The sequence below is a fragment of the Mesorhizobium sp. M0244 genome (assembly GCF_040321795.1).
Lineage (GTDB): Bacteria > Pseudomonadota > Alphaproteobacteria > Rhizobiales > Rhizobiaceae > Mesorhizobium.
This window is the reverse complement of sequence record NZ_JAMYSE010000057.1, coordinates 1-20,923: the sequence shown is the minus strand read 5'-3', so window position 1 is coordinate 20,923 and position 20,923 is coordinate 1. Positions and strand designations below refer to the sequence as shown.

Sequence of the window (20,923 nt, the reverse complement as noted above, 5' to 3'; positions counted from 1 at the left end):
GTCCCGGTCCTGTCCGTCGATAGATGCTCGGTGGATGAGCCATCTGGGCATGCGATGACTACAACGCTTGAGACAACCGCCAATCCGTTGCCGCAGGAGCTCGCTTTTCTTGGAGAGCGGCTTACGGCGTTCAACGACAGCGATGTCGGCGCCTCCGGCAGGAAGACATTGGCCGTGTTCGTGCGCGATGAGCACGGCGCTATTGTCGCCGGCATTGCGGGATACACCGCCTGGGGCTGGCTCTATGTGCAATGGCTCTGGGTCGAGGAAAGACTGCGCGGCCAGCGCATGGCCGGCAGGATGCTCGAGGCGGCCGAGCAGGAGGCGATCGCGCGCGGCTGTCACGGCGCCTGGATCGACACGTTCAACCCAAGGGCGGCCAAGGCCTATGAGCGCCAGGGCTATCAGCCCTTCGGCGTGCTTCCCGATTTTCCCGTCGGCCGCAGCCGTATCTTCCTGCAGAAGAAGCTGAAGCCTGACTAGCCGGCAAGGCGTCCGCCGCACATCGGCTGTGGCACGCCGGTCGTACTGGGGAAGCTGATCGGCAAGCCCCTGAGCACGCGCACTGCCAGGAAGGCAAAGCACTCCGCCTCCACCGCATCGCCCTTCCAGCCAAGCGCCTCGGCCGGAACCGCTTCGACGCCGGCGCGGCTGGCAAGCATGGCCATGATCGTTGGATTGTGTCGACCGCCGCCGCTGACCACCAGCCGCTTCGGCCGGTGTGGCAGAAGATCGAGCGCCTTGCCGACCGCGGCCGCGGTGAAGGCCGTCAGCAGTGCTGCGCCATCTTCGGCATTCATCCCGTCCGCCATCGAGGCGCCGAAATCGAAACGGTCCAGCGATTTCGGGTAGGGTTTGGTCAAGTACGGGTGCTGCAGGAGCTTGGCCAGCCGTGCCTCGTCGACCGTCCCGGCGCGGGCCAGGGCACCGTCGCGGTCCATTTCGCCAAGACCCTTCGATTTGATGAAGTCATTCAATGGCGCGTTAGCCGGTCCGGTGTCGAAGGCGACGACATTATCCTTGCCGTCCCACCAGGTGATGTTGGCGACACCGCCGAGATTGAGCACTGCCGTGTCGCCGCTGGCATCGGCCTCGCGCAGCAGCGCGGCGTGATAGGCCGCCGACAGCGGCGCACCTTGGCCGCCGGCGCGCATGTCGGCCGAGCGGAAGTCATAGGCGACTTTAGTGTCCAGGATCGCATGCATCAGCTCGCCATCGCCGAGTTGGCGGGTCTGGCCAAGCCGGCCGGCTTGCGGGGCACGATGCAGCACGGTCTGGCCATGGAAGCCGACCACTCCGATATCGGCCATCATCAGGCCGTGGCCTTCGACCAGCTGCTTGACCGCCTGAGACTGCGCGCGCGTCAGCGCCTCTTCGGCCTCGCGGAAGATCGCCGGCTCCGGCCCGGTGAAGTTCCAGCTCCTTGCCTGGTTAAGCGTCTCTTCCAGCAAGGTCCGGATCGACTGCGGGTAGGGGGCCAGCGTGTAGGTGCCGAAATCTGCGATGCGTTTGCCGTCAGTCTTGATCAGCGCGACGTCGATGTTGCCGTCGAGAACGGTGCCGGTCATCAGGCCGACGGCCCAGATTGGTTCGCCATTTTTCGCAATCATGATTTGTCAGACCCCGTTGACGAGATCGCCGACCGATTGGCGAAGCGCTGCGATCCCGCTGTTGAAATGACGTGTCGGATGGATCCGGTTGGTGAGCAAGGTCCATGCCTTGCTTTTGTCGAAGTCTATCCACAGGCCGGTGCCGGTGAAGCCGGTATGGCCTATCGTGCCGGGACTGCACAGCCGGCCGCCGGACCAGCCTTCATAGGGCTGCTCCCAGCCATGGGTGCGGGTCGCGGACAGGGGTTGGCGCATCAGCGTTATCGAGCGCGCAGACGCCCCGGTCCCGTCCAGCAACCCTTGTGCAAAATCGAGGATCGATGCCGCCGTTCCGAACAGGCCGGCGTGACCGGCACCTTGCAGCGCCGAGCAATTGTCGTCGTGGACTTCGCCGCAGAGCACGCGATGGCGCCAGGTGCAATCTTCGGTGGCCGCCGTTTGATCCGGCTCGGCGGAGAACGCAAAGCCTGGGCCAGGATCCATATCACGGATGGTCTTCCCCGACAGGCGCTCCAGGACGAATCCAAGCAGGATGAAGTTGATGTCGGAATAGACCGGCTCCCCGGCCTGCCATTCGCGCTGCAGGACGAAAGCGCGCAGCAGCTCGGGGTCCCGCCCGTAAGTGTAGATCGGCGCGACGGCGGGAAACGGTGTCTGATGGCCGAGGCACTGGCGAAACGTCACGTTCCGCTCCCAGGCCTTTTCATCATACTGGCGAAGATCGGGTAGGGCCGAGATCAGCGGCGCGTCGAGATCGATGACGCCTTCCTCCGCCAGTGCCAGGATGCGCGGCGTCGTAAAAATGACCTTGGTCAGCGACGCCAGATCGAACCATGTCTCGACATGCATCGGATGCACCTTGGGCACGGTTTGGGCCGAGCCGATTGCCCGGACGATGCGTTGGCCGTCCCGGTCGACCATGCCGAGCACGCCGCCGGGAATGCGCGACGCAGCCACCGCCGCTTCGAGTGGGGCAAACGCGCGGTCGAAAAGATCATGGTCGATCAAGTTCGGACTCCGTCTGAAAGGCAGTGATCCTTCGTACCCCCTCCAGCCTTGCATCCCTTTGGGCAACGATCATCACGCCTCCACCCGCGCTCTATGATCCGGCCCGAACTGCCGCCATTTCGCCGGCCCCGGCTCAAATCCCAGCGGACGCACGAGCGAGGGGACCTGGCGCGTGTCCAGCCTGAAATGTTGGTGGCGCCGGTCGATGGCAGGAACGGCCGCGATAAGCTGTTTTGTGTAGGAATGCTTCGGCTCCGACAACACGGATGTGGCGTCGCCGATCTCGACGATCTGGCCGGCATAGATGACCGCGATGCGATGGGCGATCCGCTCGACGACCGCCATGTCATGCGAGATGAATAGATAGGCCAGTCCGAATTCACGCTGCAGTTCGATCAAAAGCTCCAGCACCCTGGCCTGCACCGACACATCGAGCGCCGAAACCGCTTCATCAAGAACGACGACCGAAGGATTGAGCATCAGCGCGCGGGCAATGCACAGGCGCTGGCGCTGACCGCCGGAGAATTCGTGCGGATAGCGCTGCAGGCTGTTTTCCGGCAGGCCGACGCGTTTCAGCAGCGCGGCCATTTTCGCCCGTGTTTCGGCAATCACCTGTCCGCCTGTGGCGATCACCGGCTCTGCAAGGATGCTTTCGATGGTGAGCCTGGGATTAAGTGAGCCATAGGGATTCTGGAACACCATCTGCACGGGAAGGGCGCTCTGCCCGGCGGCGGTCGCCTTGCGCGTGCTGGCCGAGATTGTGCCACGCGTCGAGCGCACCAGCCCCAGAATCGCACGGGCGGCTGTGGATTTTCCGGAACCGCTTTCGCCGACGACGGCCAATGTCTCGCCCGGCATCAGGTCGAAATCGACACCGTCCACCGCATGCACGGCACCGGTGGCACGGCTGAGAAAACCGCCCTTGACGGGAAACCGCACCACGAGGCCGTCGACCTTCAGCGCCGGCTCGGTACCCTTTTCCTGTTTGCGTCGCGCGTCCTTGCGTGTCGCGCGGCCGCTGGCGAAATGCGGCACCGCGTGCAACAGGTGCCGCGTATATGGATGCTGCGGATCGTCCAGTAGCTGGTTCAGCCCGCCTTGCTCGACAGCTTCTCCGCTTTGCATCACCATGACCTTGTCGGCGATGCCTGCAACCAGGCCGATGTCGTGGGTGATGAAGATCATCGACATCCCGGTTTCCTGCCTCAATTCGGCGAGCAGCGCCATGATCTGCGCCTGCACCGTAACATCCAGTGCCGTCGTCGGCTCGTCGGCGATGAGCAGGCGCGGATTGCAGGCGAGCGCCATGGCGATCATCACCCGCTGCAGCATGCCGCCCGACAGCTGGTTGGGCGTGTATTTCAACCGCCGCGCTGCGTCCGGAATGCGGACGCGGTCGAGCGCGTCCTTGGCCGCCCCCGTTGCTTGCCGTCCGGTCAGGCCGCGATGCAGGCGAAACGATTCCTCGATCTGCCAGCCGATGGTCAGCACCGGATTGAGCGAGGTCATCGGCTCCTGGAAGATCATGCCGATTTCGCCGCCGCGGATCTTCGTCAATTGCGGCTCGGCTGCGGCTGTCAGGTCGAAGGTGCTGCCGTCGGCCCGCCTCAGCTTGATCGACCCGCCAGTGATGCGGCCGCCGCCATAATCGACGAGGCGATTGATCGACAGCGCCGTGACCGACTTGCCCGAGCCGCTTTCGCCGACGATTGCCAACGTCTCGCCGTCGGCGAGATCGAAATTGACGCCGCGAACGACTTCATTGGCTTGCGGATTGCGTCCGAAGCCGACGCGCAGTCCGCTGACAGACAGCAGCGGGATCATGCGATCGATCTCCGCATCTTGGGATCGAGGACGTCGCGCAGGGCATCGCCGAGCAGGTTGAAGCCGAGGATGCTGATCATGATCGCCACTCCCGGGAAGATCATCAGCCAGGGAGCCGTCTCCATGAGGTTGCGGCTATCACTCAGCATCAGGCCGAGCGACGCGGCGGGCGGCTGCGTGCCGAGCCCGAGGAAGCTTAAGCCGGCTTCGGTCAGCAGTGCCCAGGCCAGCGCCAGCGTCACCTGAACCGTCAGTGGCGCCACCAGATTGAGCAGCAGATGCCGTGTCACGATATAGCTCGATCTGCTGCCGAAGGTGCGGGCGGCGTCGACGAACTCGCGCGTCTTGAGCGACAGAGCAGGGCCTCGCACCACGCGCGTGAAGATCGGTGTGTAGACGATGGCGATGGCAACGATGCTGGTCCAGGTTCCCGGTCCCGCAACCGCGACGATCAGCAGCGCAAGCAGGATCGCCGGGAACGCCAGCAGCACGTCCATGATGCGCATCACAAGCCCGTCCCAGCGGCGTCCGAACCAGGCTGCCGCCAGCCCGAACACGGTGCCGGCCACGGTCGCGAAGGCGACCGAGAAGAAGGCCACGGTGAAGGACTGACCGATCCCGGTCATCAGCCGGCTTGCGACATCGCGGCCGAACAGGTCCGTGCCCATCCAGTAGGTGCTGTCAGGCGCATGCAGCCGCTCGACCCGGTGCTGCATCAGCGGATTGTGCGGCGTCAGCCCGAGCATCCCAAGGGCCGCAAGCAGCAGATAAAGCGCAACGATCGCACCGCCGATGCGACCGCTAGGATGCGCGAAGATAGCCCGCAAGGTAGCCATCAATGCTCACTCAGCCGGATGCGCGGATCGAGCGCGACATAGGCGAGGTCGACGATGAGATTGACGATCATGAAGTTGAAGGCGATGAACAGCACGCTTCCCTGCACCAGCGCGTAATCGCGCTGCAGGATGGCGTCCAGCACCATGCGGCCGAGACCGGGCAGCGCATAGATCTGCTCGACGATCACGGCGCCACCCAAGAGGTAGCCGAATTCGATGCCGCTCAACGTCACCACCGGGATGAGCGCGTTGGGCAAGGCATGCCGCCAGATGACGCCGCGCGCCGAGACGCCCTTGCTGCGCGCCGTCCTGACGTAGTCGTCGCTCAGCACGTCGAGCATCGCCGAACGCGATATGCGGGTCACCGAAGCCGCGAAAGCAAAACCGAGCGTGACGGCGGGCAGCAACAGCTGGCCGATATTGCGCAGCGGATCCTGCCACAGCGGCGAAAACTCCCCCAACGCCGGCAAAACGCCAAAGCCGGCCGACAGCGTATAGATGATCAGCAAGGCGAGGACGAAGTTCGGCGTCGACTGGCCGATCATCGCGACCACGCGCACGCCGAGGTCGGAAAGCTTCTCATTATGCGTGGCGGCAAAGATCCCGGCGGGCATGCCGACGAGAAGAGCGATGATCATCGACAGCAGAGCGAGCTCCAGCGTCAGCGGGAAGCGCTCGAGGATAACGCCGAGCACCGGCCTGCCATAGGTAGACGAAATGCCGAGATTGCCTTGGAAGAGACCAAGCAGCCAGCGCCAGTACTGGATGAACCAGGGCTGGTCGATGCCAAAATAGGCCGCAAGCGCATCGCGCTGCTGAGGCGTCAGCAGGCCGGCTTCGGTTCCCAGCATCGCCGTGATCGAGTCGCCCGGAACCATCCGGATCGCCAGGAACACGACGATGGACACACCAAGTAGGACGAGAGGGAAGGTCGCCAGTCGCCGCATCAGATAGTTCACGCGAAGAATACCCTCTCGTCTGGCATCGAAGCCGCTATTGGATCGTCACTTTGGCGAGGCTGAACAGCGAGCCTGTCGGAACCGGTTCGAATCCCCCGATATTCTTCTGCTGGGCCGTGTAGCTGTAGGAGGTATAGAGCCAGATCCAGGGCGACATCTCGGTAATGTGCTTTTCGAAATCAGCAAAGATCGTCTTGCGCGCCGCCGGGTCAGTCTCGGTGCGGCCCTTCTGCATCAGGCTGTCCAGCGTATCGTCGATATAGTTCGCCACCTTCTGCAAATTGCCGGTCTTGGTCCAGTAGCGATTATACATGGTGTAGGGATCGGCCCTGCCGCCGTTCAGCGCGACGGCCATGTCGAAATCGCCCTTCAGCCAGGCGTCGACATAGACGTTGAGTTCCATCATCTTGATGTCAAGCTTGACGCCGATTTCGGCGAGCTGCGACTGGATGACCTGGGCTTCCGCCGCTGCCGTCGGCGGCTCGCCGGTGGCGCCGATCACGGTCGCCGAAAAGCCGTCGGCATAACCGGCTTCGGCCATCAACTGCTTGGCCTTCTCAACATCGCGCTTATAGCAGAACAACTGGCTCGGATCGGTCGCCAGCGCCGGGATGGTCAGCGGACCGGTGACCTTGCCTTCGCCGAGCGAGGCGGTGTCCAGCACTTCCTGCCGGTCGATGGCGCAGGAGATCGCCTGACGCACCTTGAGCTCGGTCATCGGCTTGCGGGAGGGATTGAGTTGCAGCACGTGGTAGGCAAGGACCGGCACGCGGTTCAGTTGCAGGCTGGCTTCCTTGGGCACCAGTGTGGCGACAAGCGGATCGTTGAGCAAAGCAAAGTCGATCTGCTTGGTGCGCATCGCCGCCAGGATCGCCGTCTCGTCCGGCAGCACGCTGATTTCGATGCTGTCGACGCCGGTCGCGCCGCCCGCCCAATCCTTGTTGGCGACAAGCACTTCCTTGGAATTCGGATCCCACTTTTCCAGCTTGAAGGGACCCGAGCCGATTGATGTCGTGCCGATCGAGCCGGCCGTGATTTCGCTTGCCGGGACGATCGCCGCATTGACGTCGCTCATCGCCGTCAGGATCGGCACATCCGGCTGCGAGAGGTGGAACACGACGGTGGCTGGATCGGGTGTGTCGATGCTGGCGATCGAAAGAAAGTTGGCGCGCGCGGCCGCACCGGTCTTCTCGTCGAGTATGCGCTCGAAGGATGCCTTGACATCGGCCGAGGTCACGGCGGCGCCGTTCTGGAATTTTGCTTTCGGATTGAGCTTGAAACTCAACTCCTTGCCGTCCGGCGAGAACTGCCATGAATCGGCAATCGCCGGAACGATCTGCAGATTGGCGTCGAGCCGTACCAGCGGTTCATAGATCAGCTCCAGCAACCGCAGTGAGGAGAATGCCGTCTGTTTGTGCGGATCAAGACCGGTGGCGTCCTGTGACCAGGCCATATGCAGCGTCGCTCTACTCGCCTGCGCCGGTGCCGCCGCAATGCCGAGCATCGCCGCGAGCGTCATGCCGGAAAGCAGTTTCTTGCCAATGTGCCGTACCATTGTCGTCTCCCATTATTGTTAAACCTGATGCCTTGCAGTTCGCCGGACCGCTTTGAAGGGACACGCGCCCCGGGACATCGGCCCAGTGTCCATGCGGCCTTACACCGTCTTTTCGCCTATTGCCTTGCGCAGGAAGCCTCCCGCATTGCCAAGCGCCTTACGCGCTTCGTCGACGCCCATGCCGGTGATCGTCACCAGGATTGCCAGTTTTACATCGTTGCCGGTCTGGTCGAGTGCCTGTCGTGCCTGCTGCGCCGCGCAGCCGGTCGTCTGCATCACGATCCTGACCGCCCTGGCGACAAGCTTCTTGTTGCTTGGATTGAGGTCGACCATCAGGTTCTGATAACTCTTGCCGATGCGGATCATGCTGGCGGTCGACAGCATGTTAAGCACCAGCTTTTGCGCGGTTCCCGATTTCAGGCGGGTCGAGCCGGTGAGAACCTCCGGGCCGACCACCGGAGAGATGGCAATGTCGGCAATGCCGGCAATGGTCGATCGCGGATTACAGGACAGCGCCACGGTGGTCGCTCCCACCTGCTTTGCATAGGTCAGGCCGCCGACGACATAGGGCGTGCGCCCGCTGACAGCGATGCCGACCACCACATCGTTGGCGGTCAGCTTGATGTCCTGCAGTGCCTTTACACCCTGTTTCGGATCGTCCTCAGCGCCTTCCGCAGAGCGCACCAGCGCGTCGGCGCCGCCGGCGATCAGGCCCACCACCATCTCTTCGGGCACGCCGAAGGTCGGCGGACATTCCGAGGCGTCGAGGACCCCGAGCCGGCCGCTCGTGCCGGCGCCCATATAGACAAGGCGTGCACCCTTTTGGAAAGCCGGCACGATCCGGTCTACGGCAGCAGCAATCTCCGGGATGACCTTCTCGACGGCGGCCGCAACGCCTTTGTCCTCGTCATTGATCTTGCGCAGCACCTCGACGGTCGGCAACAGGTCGATGTCGATGGTTCTCGGGTTGCGGTCCTCGGAAACCAGCCGCTCCAACTCCGACATCAACCCGTGTTCGACCACTTGCTTACTTTCAATCTGCCGTGAGTAGGAATGTGATGCCGTGCCAGGCGACGTCCAGTACCCGCGGCCAGCAACCGGCTGTCTTGTTTCTGCTTGGTTAACTTTTTAGAATTCGATATTCCCGCTGTCAACGGATTGCAGGAATAAACTATTCCTTGTCGAGCAGGGCGTTACTCGCCGCAAAGGGACTTTCTGGCCAGGATTATGGCTCCCGAAACCGCATCGCCATCGGTCGGCTTCAGGCGTCGGCGGACGTCGGGAGCGAGCCATGGCTCCAGCGGGCTGGACAGACCTCCGAGCAGCGTAACCCGCGGCGCGCCCTTTTCGAACAGCACCCGCACGAATGTGTCGATCTGCTCGGCAGCACCTTGCACGATGCGCCGTCCGGCCGGATCCCCCTGGTCGGCATGGCGGATCACCATAGGTGCCAGGGCGGCATAGTCGGTCGCGCTGGCGCGGTCCATCCAGGCCACCGCCTCGAACGGGTCGTCCTTGAAGCGCAGCATCACTTCGGCCAGCAGCGCCGTCCGCTCATGTCGGCCGTCATGGGCACGCAAGGCGAGCTGCACTGCCTTCAATCCGAGATCGGCGCCGCTGCCCTCGTCGGAAATCGGAAATCCGTAGCCGCCGACGCGCAGGTCGCGCCCTTCAACAAAGCCGAGCCCGATCGAGCCGGTTCCGGCGATGACGATGGCGCCGTCCTGGCCGGAATGCGCGCCCAGGCAAGCCGCGACGCCGTCGCTGACGAAGTCGAGGCTCGCAAAGGGATGGGCGATTGCCCGAAACGCCTTAAGCGCGCCCTTGCGGCCGATGCCGGCAAGACCGACGCCGGCGCGGATCCTAGCGATTTCCGCCGCCACGAATCCTGCCTCTTCGATCGCAGCACCAAAGGCTTTCGCAACGGAGGCCCAGGCCGCCTCTATGCCGAGCCGCGTTGTCGCCGGACCCGACAGGCCTTGCCCGAGCACGGTTCCCGCCTCGTCTTCGATGCGCGCCCGACAGCCGGTTCCGCCGCCATCGACGCCCAGGAAATAATGCGGAGACGCCGCGCCGGCACTCATCCAATTATCCGCTCGATCTGGGCGCCGCAAAGCCGGAGCTTGCGGTCCAGCTGCTCGTAGCCGCGGTCAAGGTGGTAGACCCGGTTGATCGTCGTCTCGCCTTCGGACACCAGCGCCGCCAGCACGAGCGACACCGACGCGCGCAGGTCGGTGGCCATCACTTGCGCGCCTTTCAGCTTCTCGCCTCCGCGCACCAGCGCCATGGTGCCTTGCAGCTTGATGTTGGCGCCGAGCCGCATCAGTTCGGGCACATGCATGAAGCGGTTCTCGAAGATCGTCTCGCGCAACAGCGAAGCGCCCTCGGCACAGCACATCAACGCCATGAACTGCGCTTGGAGATCGGTCGGAAAGCCCGGGTACGGCTCCGTCGTCACGTCGACCGCCTTGAGTGGCCCGTCTCTCGATACGATCAGCCCGCGATCGCCCGGCCAGATTTTCACACCGGTGGCTTCGAGCAATTGGACGACCGAGGCCATATGCTCCAGCCGCGCATGGGTCAGCTCAAGCTGGCCGCCGGTAATGGCCGCTGCGACGGCATAGGTGCCGGCCTCTATCCGGTCCGGGATGATGTCGTGCGTGGCGGCGCGCCAGCTTGTGCTGCCCGCGACCAGGATGCGGTGCGTGCCAGCGCCCTCGATCCGCGCGCCCATGGCGTTCAGGCAGGCGGCAAGGTCGGCCACCTCGGGCTCGCGCGCCGCATTGAGGATCTCGGTCTCGCCCTTCGCGGCGGTCGCGGCCATCATCGCCGTTTCGGTCGCGCCGACCGATGGTGAGCTCAAAACGATGCGCGCGCCTTTCAGTCCGCCCGGCGCTGACGCGACGATCAGCCCGTTTTCGATCGCAATGTCGGCGCCAAGTGCGGCAAGTGCGGCGACATGCATGTCGACCGGCCGTGCGCCGATCGCACAGCCGCCGGGCAGCGAGACCCGGGCATGGCCGAAGCGGGCAAGCAGCGGGCCGAGAACCAGCACCGTCGCGCGCATGCGCCTGACGGTATCGTAAGTTGTCTCCTTGGAAACCGCAGCACCGGTGTCGATCGTCACGGTATGGGCAGATCTGGTGACCTCGGCGCCGTGGAGGCTGACGACGCCAAGCATGTTTTCGACATCGGTCACCGCAGGCAGGTTGGTCAGTTGCAGCGGATAGGGACTGAGCAACGCCGCCGCTATTTGCGGCAGAGCGGCGTTCTTGGCGCCGGAGATCGTCACCGCACCCTCAAGCCTGTGCCCGCCGACGATCCGCAATTTATCCATGGCTCTGACCTAATCCGAGGTGTCGGCGAGTCTACGCGCTTACGGGCGGTCTTTCATGTCCGAATTCCTGGGCCCATCCGAATCGTCGGCCTGCCCGAAAGCCGTCCGAAACCGCGCCGGTCCAGATTTGATGGATCATTCTTGGCTGTCAATCAGCGACGGAATAATTTATTCCTTGGCTTGGTATCGCCGGTAACTGGCAACAGGGGAACGCATGTCCGTCCTGAAGAAGATCGAGGCCAAGCTCGAGATCATGGCGCCCGGCGATCGCGAGATTGGGCGGTACATCGTCGATAATCCCGACCAGATGCTGCGCCTCTCGACAGCGGCGCTCGCCGCCGAGATCGGCCGCAGCCAGTCAAGCGTCGTCAAGTTCAGCCAGAAGCTCGGCTATGCCAGCTATCAGGAGCTCAAGCTCGCCGTGAGCGAGGCCAAATCGCAGGAATGGCAAGTGCCGGCCGGCATGATCCATGGTTCGATCGAGGTCGGCGACAGCTATCTGGTCATCCTGCGCAAGCTGATCGGCAGCAAGCTTTTGTCGATGCAGCAGACCGTCGCGGCCAACACCGAGCAGGAAATCGGCAAGGCCCTCGAAGCGTTGAACGCTGCGCGTCGCATTCATTTGGCCGGCGTCGGCGCATCCTCGCTGGTGGCGCGCGATTTCTCATACAAGCTGATGAAGCTCGGCCGCAACGTGCTGCACGACAGCGACAGCCATGTGCAAATGGCCAATGTCTCGACGCTTGGGCGAGGTGACGTGCTGTTCGCGCTCTCCTATTCCGGGGCCAGCATCGAAACCCTGCGGATAGGCGAACTTGCCCGCAAACGTGGCGCGACCGTGATCGCGGTCACTGGACTTCGCGACAATCCGCTGAGCCGGATTGCCGACATTCGCCTCCACACGATCGCCGATGAAGAGCGTGCGCGCTCCTCGTCGATAACCGCGCGCGATGCGCAACTGACGCTGACCGATCTGCTGTTCATCCTGCTCGTGCAGAAGCAGCCTGACGCCAACGAATACGTCCACAACAGCGAACTGGCCGTCTCGGTGCTGAAGGCTTAGCAGTCTTCGGACCTGGCGTTAAGGCCTCTGTGCCTCCCTGGTGCTGCACGCCGACAAGAGCAAGTTTCGTCCTCCGAAGTAGCTTTCTTCAATGCGCTCACACGCTCTCCGGCTGGCAGAGAGCCGCGGGAGCGCCGATTGGTCAAACGCCGCCGTGACAAACCAATGTTGACAAGATCATCTGTTGTTTCCTACATCGAGTTCAGCCTCGAATTTGGCGGGCCAGGTGAGACGATGGACGACCTTGGAGCACAGGAACAAGCGGTTCTCGACCTCATTGCGGCGAATCCGTTCGCCGGCCAGCAGGATATTGCAACCGCGCTCGGCATTGCCCGCTCGACGGTCGCCGCCCACATCGTGCAACTCATCAACAAGGGCTACATTCTCGGCCGCGGCTATCTCTTGCCGGCGTCCAAACGTATGGTCTGCATCGGTGGCGCGGTGCTCGACCGCAAATACCACGCCAGGAAGGATCTGATCTTCGAGACATCGAACCCGGTCGACGGCTATCGCAGCTTCGGCGGGGTTGCCCGCAACGTCACCGAAAACCTTGCCCGCCTCGGCGTCGACATAAGCTTCGTCTCGATCGTCGGCGAGGATGAAACCGGCCGCTCGCTGGTGCGGCATTTGCGTGACCTCGGCGCCGATGTCAGCCAGGTCATCACCACCACGGAGCGGCCGACGGCCGAATACGCGGCCATCCTCGACCGCAACAACGATCTCGTGCTCGGCATCGCCGACATGGAGATCTTCGATCTGTTTTCGCCGTCCTATCTCGACCGTTTTTGGCCGCATCTGGCTTCGGCGACATGGGTGTTCATCGACTGCAACCTGCCGGCCGCAACCATCGCAGCGCTGATCTCGCGCAAGCAGGGCGCGCGCTTCAAGCTCGCCGTCGATACGGTATCGTCGCCGAAATCGGCCCGCCTGCCGAAGGACCTGACCGGCATCGACCTTTTGTTCGCCAACCACGACGAGGCCAATACAATACTCGGCATCGCCGATGCTGACAAGCGGCTGACGCCGAAGGAAGCCGCTGCGGCGCTGCGCGCCGCCGGCGCCGGCGAGGTGATCGTGACCATGGGCGCACATGGATTTGCCATCGCGACCGAGAGCGGCGTGACGACGATGCGCTCCGTCCCGGCGCAGGCCGTCGACATCACCGGTGCCGGTGACGCGATGATCGCCGGCACCCTGTACAAGGTGCTTTCGGGTGATCCCGTAGCTCATGCCGTGCGCACCGGCGCGCTGCTCGCCACGCTGACCACCGAGAGCGAATCCAGCGTCCACCCCGATCTGTCGCCGCGCTTGCTCACCGCCGGCATGCACCGTATCCCCGCCTGAAAGCGAGACGACCCCGAAAGCGAGACGACCATGAAACCTTCCCTTGTCCACCTGAACGATGAAGTCGCTGCTGCGCTTGATGAAGGCCGCGCGGTGGTGGCGCTGGAATCCACGATCATCACCCACGGCATGCCCTATCCGGCCAATCTGGAGACCGCCCGCAGCGTCGAAACCGTGGTGCGCGAGAACGGCGCCGTGCCTGCCACGATCGCGGTGGTCGCCGGCAAGATCAAGGTCGGACTTGACGACAGTGAACTGGAGCAGTTGGCAGCGGCAAAGGACGTGGTCAAGGCTTCCGGGCGCGATCTCGCCGCCATCATGGTGCGTGGCGGCTCGGCTGGAACCACCGTCTCGGCGACGATGCGGATCGCCGCTTTGGCCGGCGTCGGCATTTTTGCGACCGGCGGCGTCGGCGGCGTGCATCGCGGCGCCGAAGCCACTTTCGACATCTCCGCCGACCTGACCGAACTCGGCCAGACCGGCACGACCGTCGTTTGCGCCGGCGTGAAGTCGATCCTCGATATTGCGAAAACGCTGGAATATCTGGAAACCCAGCGCGTACCGGTGATCGCCTATCGGAGCGACGATTTCCCGGCCTTCTATACGCGATCGAGTGGGCTGAAGTCCGACCATCGTCTCGATACCCCGGACGAGATCGCGCGGGCCATGCTGCTGCACGAGCAGATCGATTCGGGCACCGGCATCCTCGTCGCCAATCCGATACCCGAGGCAGATGCGCTCGATCCGGCCTTCATCGACGGCACGATCGCGGTGGCGGTGGCCGAGGCCGAGAAACGCGGCATCGGTCGCAAGGAACTGACACCGTTCCTGCTCGCCCGCATCAACGAGCTTTCGCAAGGCCGCAGCCTGAAGGCCAACATCGCGCTGGTCCGCAACAACGCCGCGCTTGCCGCCCGCATCGCGGTGGCGCATGCGGAATTGAAGCGCGCGGCCAGATAGAGTCAGCACCCGGCCTGCGCTACCGGCCTTCGATTTCAGCCCGGCCCGAGGTCGAAGATGCGCCCGGCATTAAGGATGTTGTTCGGGTCGAAGGCTGTTTTCAAGCGCCGCATGGCCGTGATCTCGGCATCGCTGCGCACCAGACGCAGCCATTCCTTCTTGTCGAGGCCGATGCCATGTTCGGCCGAAACGCCGCCGCCAGCCGCGGCCACGCGCCGATAGACGATGTCGTATGCGGCCGCCGGATCCACGGTGCGGACCTGGTAATGCAGATTGCCATCGCCGAGATGACCGAAGACGTAGATGTCGGCGCTGGGGTCGACGGCCTTGATGGCGGCTTCTGTTTCGCGCAGGAAAGTCGCCATTCTCGCCAGCGGAATGCTGATATCGACGCCGATCAGGCCTGTCATCGAAAACAGGAAACGGTTGGCCTCTTCCCGCACCGCCCAGAGCGTCCGGAATTCGCGCGGCGACTGGGAGACCACCACATCGTCGATCACGCCGTCATCGACCGCCTGCATCAGCACCGCGGCAAAGCGTTCGCCGTCGCGGTCGGGCTCGCTGCCCTGTATCTCGGCGAGCACATAGACGGGCGAGCCGGCGGGCAGCGGCGCCGGCGCCTCCATGCCGGCAATCATGGCGCCATAAAGCGGTGCGAAATTCACCTCATAAGCCGAGAGCAACGGTCCGAGCGTCTGCCTCAGCAGCGCAAGCAGCGTGATGGCCGCGTCGAGCGAAGCAAGCGCGCAGAAGGCGTTGATCTCGGTGGCCGGCTTCGGGTGCAGCCGCAGGCAAGCGCGCGTGACGACGCCGAGCGTGCCTTCGCTGCCGATGAACAATTAGCTGAGATCATAGCCGGAATTGTCCGTCGCCAAACCCTTGAGCGACGTCAGGATGCTGCCGTCAGCAAGCACCGCTTCCAGGCCGAGCACCTGCGCCCGGTACATGCCGTAGCGCAGCACGCGGATGCCACCGGCATTGGTGGCGACATTGCCGCCGACGGTCGCCGTGCCGCGCGCTCCGATGTCGACGCCGAACAACAAGCCGGCCGCATCGGCCGCTTCCTGCACCATTTGCAGAGGCGCGCCGGCCTCGGCGATGATGGTCACCGCCCCGCGGTCGGGAGCCTCGATCGCCGTCATGCGCTCCAGCGACAGCACCGCTTCGCCCTGCTGGATGCGAGCCGCGCCGGCGAGCCCCGTCCGGCCACCCTGGATGACAAGCCTCTGCCCGGCCTCATTGCACAGGCGCAGTATGTCCGACACCTCGCCGGCGGTGCGCGGTCGCAGCACGACCTCCGGCCGCGCACCGATTTTGCCGTCGGGGTCTTCCCTGTAACGCGGCCCGGCCTCATCGGCCGCGACGATCGCCGACCGATCCAGCCGCCTTTCCAGCCGCGACAGGAACTCGCCGAGCAGTGGGGGCCGAGCGCTCACGGATGCGATCGGCGCGCAGACATCGATGCCGCGCGAACGGTGACGGGCGAGGATTGTGAGCGCGTCCTGAGATGATTTTCGCTGCAAAGAAAGCGTGCGGAAAACCCGCCAAAATCGCAGCCGGTTGCTATTGTCATGCGCCGCTCCTGTAGTACGCCGACGATCGGCACGGGCTGCTGTTTGTCAAACCTATATGGCACTTGGTGCCGGGTGGCTCGGCGCCTCTGCGCCGGCACGAACCAGCTTGATGTCGGCGCCCGCCGCCCATGCTCCGATATCCTCGCGGCGCAATGCCGCCGCCATCATGTCCGGGAACAGATCTGGCGTGCAGGCGAAGACCGGAATGCCAAGTGCTGCAACCGAACCTGCCATCGTCGGATCATAGCCGGGCCGGCCCTGATCGGTCAGCGCAAGAAGCACGATTGTATTGACGCCGGATCGAACCAGCCCCGCCATGCGCCTCAGCAACTCCTGGCCATTGCCGCCTTCGTAGAGGTCGGTGATCAGCACCAGATGCGACTTGGTTGGCCGTTCGATACGGTCGGCGCAATAGGCGACCGCCTGATTGATGTCGGTGCCGCCGCCAAGTTGCACGCCGAACAGCACCTCGACCGGATCGCTGAGCTCTTCGGTCAGGTCGACAATGGCCGTATCGAAGCAGACAAGCTTGGTGCGCACAACCGGCAGCGAGGCCATCACCGCCGCGAAGATCGAGGCGTAGATCACCGAGCTTGCCATCGAGCCGGACTGGTCGACACAGAGAATGACTTCATCCAGATCGACAAGCCGCCGCTGCTTGCGCATGTAGCCGACCAGCTTCTCCGGCACGATGGTCTTATGCTCGGGTTGATAGTGGCGAAGGTTCGCCGAGATAGTGCGCTGCCAGTCGATGTCCCGCGCACGCGGGCGGTTGGTGCGTCTCGACCGGTCGAGTGCGCCGCGTATCGCCTCGGCGGTTTTCTGCTCGAGTCGCTGCATCAGCTTGGCGACGATGTCGGCAATGATGGTGCGGGCGATGTCCTTGGTCTTGGCCGGCATGACCGAACGCAGCGAAATCAGGTCGGCGACGAGATTGACGTCCGCTTCGATGGCCTTGAGGAATTCCGGCTCCATCAGCATCTGCTTCAAGTCCAGCCGTTCGAAGGCGTCCTTCTGGACGATCTGGACGACCTGCGCCGGAAAAAAGGAGCGAATGTCGCCCATCCATTGCGCAACGCGCGGCGCCGACCGGCCAAGTCCGCCGCGCCGCTTGCGCGGATCGCTGGCCGCGGCGTTGGTGCCGTCGCCATAGAGTGCGTCGAGCGCCGCCGAAAGTCGTTTGTCGTCGCTGGAAAGCGCCGCCGAGGCCTCGTCGGCGCCGATCGCCAGGCGCCATCGGCGCGCTCTTCCCGCATCGGCAGTGAGTGGGCCGGGCTCGTTCATTTCGGCCTGGTCATCCATTGCAGTTTTCTCCCATGAGCAAGGGTCCAAGCAGCCCTAGGTGACGGCGCCAGGCCTCGCCGCCATCCGGCGTCGGTGTCAGGCCAGCCGGCAAGCGCGCGGCGCGGCCGAGAACGGCCTCGACCAACCGACGGCGCTCCATGCTGTCCAGATTGGAAAAGACGCGGCGCAACAGCGGCAGATGCGCGATGAAGGTGTCTTCGTCGAGGGATTTGAGCCAGCCATCGACGGCGCCGCGCAGCCCCTCGTCATAGATCAGCCGTTGACCGGCAGTGCTGAAGAAGCCTTCGAAGAAAGCTGCCGCCTCGGTGATGGGCGTCCCCGGCGACAGGCGTCGGCCGAGCAGTGTCGCTGCTGCTTCGGCCGACAGACAGCCTGCTTCGTAGAGAAGGTGTGCGGCGCATCCCGCCAGCAGTGCCGTCGACCGTACCCCCTCCAGCACGGCGACAAGCCCGTTGCGCCATTCGCTTATGACGTCATCGCCGGCCTCGACCAGCCTGATTGCTTCATCGGCCTTGCGCATCGCGCCGACCAGCGTCGTGGCGGCCTGCTCATCCAGATCGCGTGCTGCATAGGGAAGCGCGATCGCGGCTTCGATGATCAGCCGCTCCATAAGGCCGGACAGCCGGTCCGTCTCCGTTTTGCGGGCCTCGCCATAGCGGATGATGTCGGCGAGCGGCGGCACCGACGCCAGCATCTCCAGGCATTCGCTGCTGCGCGCCGCGCGCGCCTCAAGTGCGGCGAGGCCGGCCGTCGACGCCTCCGACAGGCTTGCCGTGATCGCGCTCTGGACTAACGTTGCAAGCGTGTCGAGGGTCGTCGCAGCATTGATCATCTGGATCAGGCGCCCATTGGCGGCTTTTTCGATGGTCGGACCGTAGATCAGGTTCTCGACCAGGCGAACGGCATATTCAGGCTCCCAGGCCAGGATCCATCGCTCGCGGAAGGTACCACGGCTGCGACCGGCATCCGTCAATCTGCCCCATTGCACACCAAGCACGTTTAGCCGATGCAGCAATGTCGAGCGAAACAGCCCGCTTTCGCTTCGCAGGTCGACGGATAGTTCCCGCTCCAGCGCCTCAGGTTTTAGCCGCGCAACCTTCTGGTTGCGCTGGAGATCTTCGATCAATGGCGCCAGCGGTGTGTCGGGTGGAATTTCGCCGACGTCCGCGCCCAAAAGCAGCTCGGCCTCAACAAGTCCCCACAGCAGCGCCTCGCCGTTGAAGAGGGCGGCGATCGCCGCGTCGCGCAATTCCTCAAATCCGGGTTTCGGCCGCTCGCGAATGGCGGCAAGCGTGCGGGCGAGCCGCTCCGCTTCAATCAGCGAGGCAGTCGAGACCAGGTGGCCCTTCACCCGCAGCACGGCCGCGATCATTGCAAGCCACCGGGTCGCCGCATCTGGTAGGCCGCGCGTGCGCCAGAGATGCTTGCACCAGCCGGGTGCGACGACGCCGGCGCCATAGCCGTAGCCCAGCGCCAGACGCGGCCCCGTCCATGGCGCCCACGTCATCGTGCTCTTGCGGCGGGCAACTCCCTTGAGCAGGGCCTGATCGTCTATCTGCAGGTGTGTCGCTCGCAGCGCCGGCACATGCCAGGCGCCGCAGACGACGGCGATCGGTCCGTCGAATTCCTTTCGCGCCCTGGCGATTTCGAGCCGCATATGCGCTTCGCGCTTGGCTTCGAACTGCACGATCGGTCCTTCGCCGTCCCGCAGCATCGCCATTGCGTCGGAGATCGCGGCGAAAATCGGTCCGGGTTCCGGATTCTGTTCGATAACGTCGGACCACCAGCTCTCGCCATCCTCATAACCGGCGGCGTGCGCCAGCATGGCTATCGGATCACGCACAAGCGGAGCCGCATCGTCATTCTCGGGGGCTTGGTTTGCTTCGGCCGCATCGACGTCCTCCGCGCCATCAACTGCCGCAGTGGTGAAACGTGCCGACGACGGCAGGTCGATGAACTGCAGCGCCGCCTGGTTGCCCACGGCCCAGAGGGCCGCTTGGTATTCGGGCGAGAACTCGGCAAAGGGCCAGAAGCTCGTCGAAGCGGGATCCTCCTCCGGATAGCAAAGAAGGGCCACCGGCGGCTGCATTTCCGGCCGGGCCAGCATGGGCAGCAGCGGGGAGGCGTCGATCGGCCCTTCGATCAGCACGGCGACCGGCTTCAGATCCTGCAGTGCCTGCACTAGGCTGTCGGCGGAACCCGGCCCGTGATGGCGTATACCGAAATAGGCGATGTCCCCGTGCCTCATGGTATCAGATCGCTGCGTTCAAGGCCGCGTAGTAGCCCGCGTAGTCGGGCCGCTTCTTGAGCACCGTTTCCAGGTATTCCTCCAGCACCACCTTGTCCTGCACCGGATCCTTCACGATCGCGCCGACAAGGCTGGCGGCGAGACCTTCGGCGCCGAGCTTACCACTGTCGAACCACGCCGCCTGGCTGAGCCCGCCAACCATCGTGGCGATCGCTTCCGCGGTCGACAGCGAGCCGGAAGGCGTCTTCAGCGTCACCTTGCCGTCGGCAGTCGCGCCGGAGCGCAATTCGCGGAAGATGGTCAGCACACGTGCGATCTCCTCGCCGACATTTTTCGGCACCGGCAGGTCGAGTCCGCCAGCCATCTCGTCGACCCGTTTGGAGACGATCGCTACCTCTTCGGCCATGTCTTCCGGCAATGGCAGCACCACGACATTGAAGCGACGTTTGAGCGCCGAGGAGAGCTCGTTGACACCTTTGTCCCGATTGTTCGCCGTGGCGATAATGTTGAAGCCGCGCTGCGCGTAGATCGAAGTGTTCAATTCCGGGATCGGCATCATCTTTTCGGAAAGCACGGTGATCAGCGTGTCCTGGACGTCAGAACCCATGCGCGTCAGTTCCTCGAGCCGGCAGAGCTTGCCATTCTGCATGGCTCGGTAGAGCGGCGTCGGCACCAACGCTTCCTGGCTCGGACCCTTTGCCAGAAGCTGCGCATAGTTCCAGCCATAGCGGATCTGGTTCTCGTCGGTGCCGGCCGTGCACTGCACGATCAGCGTCGAGTCGCCCATGATGGCGGCGGCGAGATGTTCCGACACCCAGGATTTGGCCGTTCCGGGAACGCCGAGCAGCAGCAGCGCGCGGTCGGTGGCGAGCGTCGCCACTGCGGTTTCCATCAACCGGCGGCGCCCGACATATTTCGGCGTTATCAAGGTGCCGTCACCGGCCTTTCCGCCGAGCAGGTAGGTCAGCACAGCTTTTGGCGAGAGGGTCCAGCCCGCAGGCTTTTGCCGGTCGTCGCCGCGCGCCAGCGCCTGCAATTCAGAGGCATAAGCCTGCTCGACCGGGAGACGGATGGCAGCATTCATGTGTACTTCTCCGGATTGATCATGTGTCGGTCCTAGACGGATGTTCGGCCAGCGCTGCATTGAGACGCAGGAGACCGAGCGATGCGGCCGCGGGCGGCCGGCCCGGCACCCCCGCCCCCGCGGAAAAAAAATGCGCCCCCGGCCCCCGGGGCAAAAAAACCCAAGCGCCCCAAAATAAGAGGGGCCCCCCCCCCCCTCGGCTCGGGATTAACACCC

General features: G+C 64.0%; 16 protein-coding genes and 1 pseudogene. 4 read left to right on the top strand and 13 right to left on the bottom strand.

Annotation, left to right across the window (positions count from 1 at the left end):
* Positions 1-54 precede the first annotated feature (54 nt).
* Positions 55-483: a GNAT family N-acetyltransferase gene (locus tag NKJ08_RS26395; protein ID WP_352784105.1), complete on the top strand. Its 429-nt coding sequence runs from the start codon at positions 55-57 to the stop codon at positions 481-483.
* Here the strand turns inward: NKJ08_RS26395 and NKJ08_RS26390 are convergent.
* The 9 genes from NKJ08_RS26390 to murA all read right to left on the bottom strand — a co-directional run bounded on the left by NKJ08_RS26390 (position 480) and on the right by murA (position 11,129).
* Positions 480-1,610 (bottom strand): anhydro-N-acetylmuramic acid kinase, encoded by a 1,131-nt coding sequence (locus tag NKJ08_RS26390; protein ID WP_352527185.1) that lies wholly within the window; start codon positions 1,608-1,610, stop codon positions 480-482. The two genes, NKJ08_RS26395 and NKJ08_RS26390, sit on opposite strands and share 4 nt — an antisense overlap.
* A gap of 6 nt (positions 1,611-1,616) precedes the next feature.
* Positions 1,617-2,618, bottom strand: coding sequence for a serine hydrolase domain-containing protein (locus NKJ08_RS26385; protein WP_352527186.1), 1,002 nt, complete (start codon positions 2,616-2,618; stop codon positions 1,617-1,619).
* Positions 2,619-2,690: 72 nt separating this feature from the next.
* Positions 2,691-4,442: an ABC transporter ATP-binding protein gene (locus tag NKJ08_RS26380; protein WP_352527187.1), complete on the bottom strand. Its 1,752-nt coding sequence runs from the start codon at positions 4,440-4,442 to the stop codon at positions 2,691-2,693.
* Positions 4,439-5,278 carry an ABC transporter permease gene (locus NKJ08_RS26375; protein ID WP_352527188.1) on the bottom strand — a complete coding sequence of 280 codons (840 nt, stop codon included), beginning with the start codon at positions 5,276-5,278 and terminating at the stop codon, positions 4,439-4,441. The genes NKJ08_RS26380 and NKJ08_RS26375 overlap by 4 nt, the downstream gene beginning before the upstream one ends.
* Entirely contained in the window at positions 5,278-6,237 is a 960-nt protein-coding gene (locus NKJ08_RS26370; protein WP_352527189.1) for an ABC transporter permease, read from the bottom strand. The genes NKJ08_RS26375 and NKJ08_RS26370 overlap by 1 nt, the downstream gene beginning before the upstream one ends.
* Before the next feature lie 34 nt (positions 6,238-6,271).
* Entirely contained in the window at positions 6,272-7,792 is a 1,521-nt protein-coding gene (locus NKJ08_RS26365) for an ABC transporter substrate-binding protein (RefSeq protein WP_352784101.1), read from the bottom strand.
* 99 nt (positions 7,793-7,891) lie between these two features.
* The gene (gene murQ / locus NKJ08_RS26360) at positions 7,892-8,797 is read right to left on the bottom strand and encodes an N-acetylmuramic acid 6-phosphate etherase (protein WP_502896057.1); all 906 of its coding nucleotides are present in this window, start codon (positions 8,795-8,797) and stop codon (positions 7,892-7,894) included.
* 188 nt (positions 8,798-8,985) lie between these two features.
* A complete protein-coding gene (locus NKJ08_RS26355) occupies positions 8,986-9,876 on the bottom strand; it encodes a glucosamine kinase nucleotide-binding domain-containing protein (protein ID WP_352776472.1) in 891 nt (296 codons plus the stop codon).
* Positions 9,873-11,129 (bottom strand): UDP-N-acetylglucosamine 1-carboxyvinyltransferase, encoded by a 1,257-nt coding sequence (gene murA / locus NKJ08_RS26350; protein ID WP_352527193.1) that lies wholly within the window; start codon positions 11,127-11,129, stop codon positions 9,873-9,875. Before murA ends, NKJ08_RS26355 begins: the two co-directional genes overlap by 4 nt.
* 214 nt (positions 11,130-11,343) lie before the next feature.
* On the opposite strand from murA, the gene NKJ08_RS26345 reads away from it, so the two are divergent.
* From NKJ08_RS26345 to NKJ08_RS26335, 3 genes are all read left to right on the top strand, one after another.
* On the top strand, positions 11,344-12,192 hold the full coding sequence (locus NKJ08_RS26345) for a MurR/RpiR family transcriptional regulator (RefSeq protein WP_352527194.1): 849 nt from the start codon (positions 11,344-11,346) through the stop codon (positions 12,190-12,192).
* Positions 12,193-12,357: 165 nt separating this feature from the next.
* Positions 12,358-13,536, top strand: coding sequence for a carbohydrate kinase (locus NKJ08_RS26340; RefSeq protein ID WP_352784098.1), 1,179 nt, complete (start codon positions 12,358-12,360; stop codon positions 13,534-13,536).
* Positions 13,537-13,566: 30 nt separating this feature from the next.
* Complete coding sequence (locus NKJ08_RS26335; protein ID WP_352527196.1) at positions 13,567-14,496, top strand: pseudouridine-5'-phosphate glycosidase; 930 nt, start codon at positions 13,567-13,569, stop codon at positions 14,494-14,496.
* A 35-nt stretch (positions 14,497-14,531) separates the two neighbouring features.
* Here the strand turns inward: NKJ08_RS26335 and NKJ08_RS26330 are convergent.
* The 4 genes and pseudogenes from NKJ08_RS26330 to NKJ08_RS26315 all read right to left on the bottom strand — a co-directional run bounded on the left by NKJ08_RS26330 (position 14,532) and on the right by NKJ08_RS26315 (position 20,707).
* Positions 14,532-15,914 (bottom strand): annotated as a pseudogene (locus NKJ08_RS26330) (FAD-binding oxidoreductase).
* Between the two features lie 207 nt (positions 15,915-16,121).
* Positions 16,122-17,372: a VWA domain-containing protein gene (locus tag NKJ08_RS26325; RefSeq protein WP_352784095.1), complete on the bottom strand. Its 1,251-nt coding sequence runs from the start codon at positions 17,370-17,372 to the stop codon at positions 16,122-16,124.
* Positions 17,365-19,623: a DUF5682 family protein gene (locus NKJ08_RS26320; protein ID WP_352784092.1), complete on the bottom strand. Its 2,259-nt coding sequence runs from the start codon at positions 19,621-19,623 to the stop codon at positions 17,365-17,367. Before NKJ08_RS26320 ends, NKJ08_RS26325 begins: the two co-directional genes overlap by 8 nt.
* A gap of 4 nt (positions 19,624-19,627) precedes the next feature.
* Positions 19,628-20,707 (bottom strand): ATP-binding protein, encoded by a 1,080-nt coding sequence (locus tag NKJ08_RS26315; protein ID WP_352784090.1) that lies wholly within the window; start codon positions 20,705-20,707, stop codon positions 19,628-19,630.
* Between the last annotated feature and the right edge of the window lie 216 nt (positions 20,708-20,923).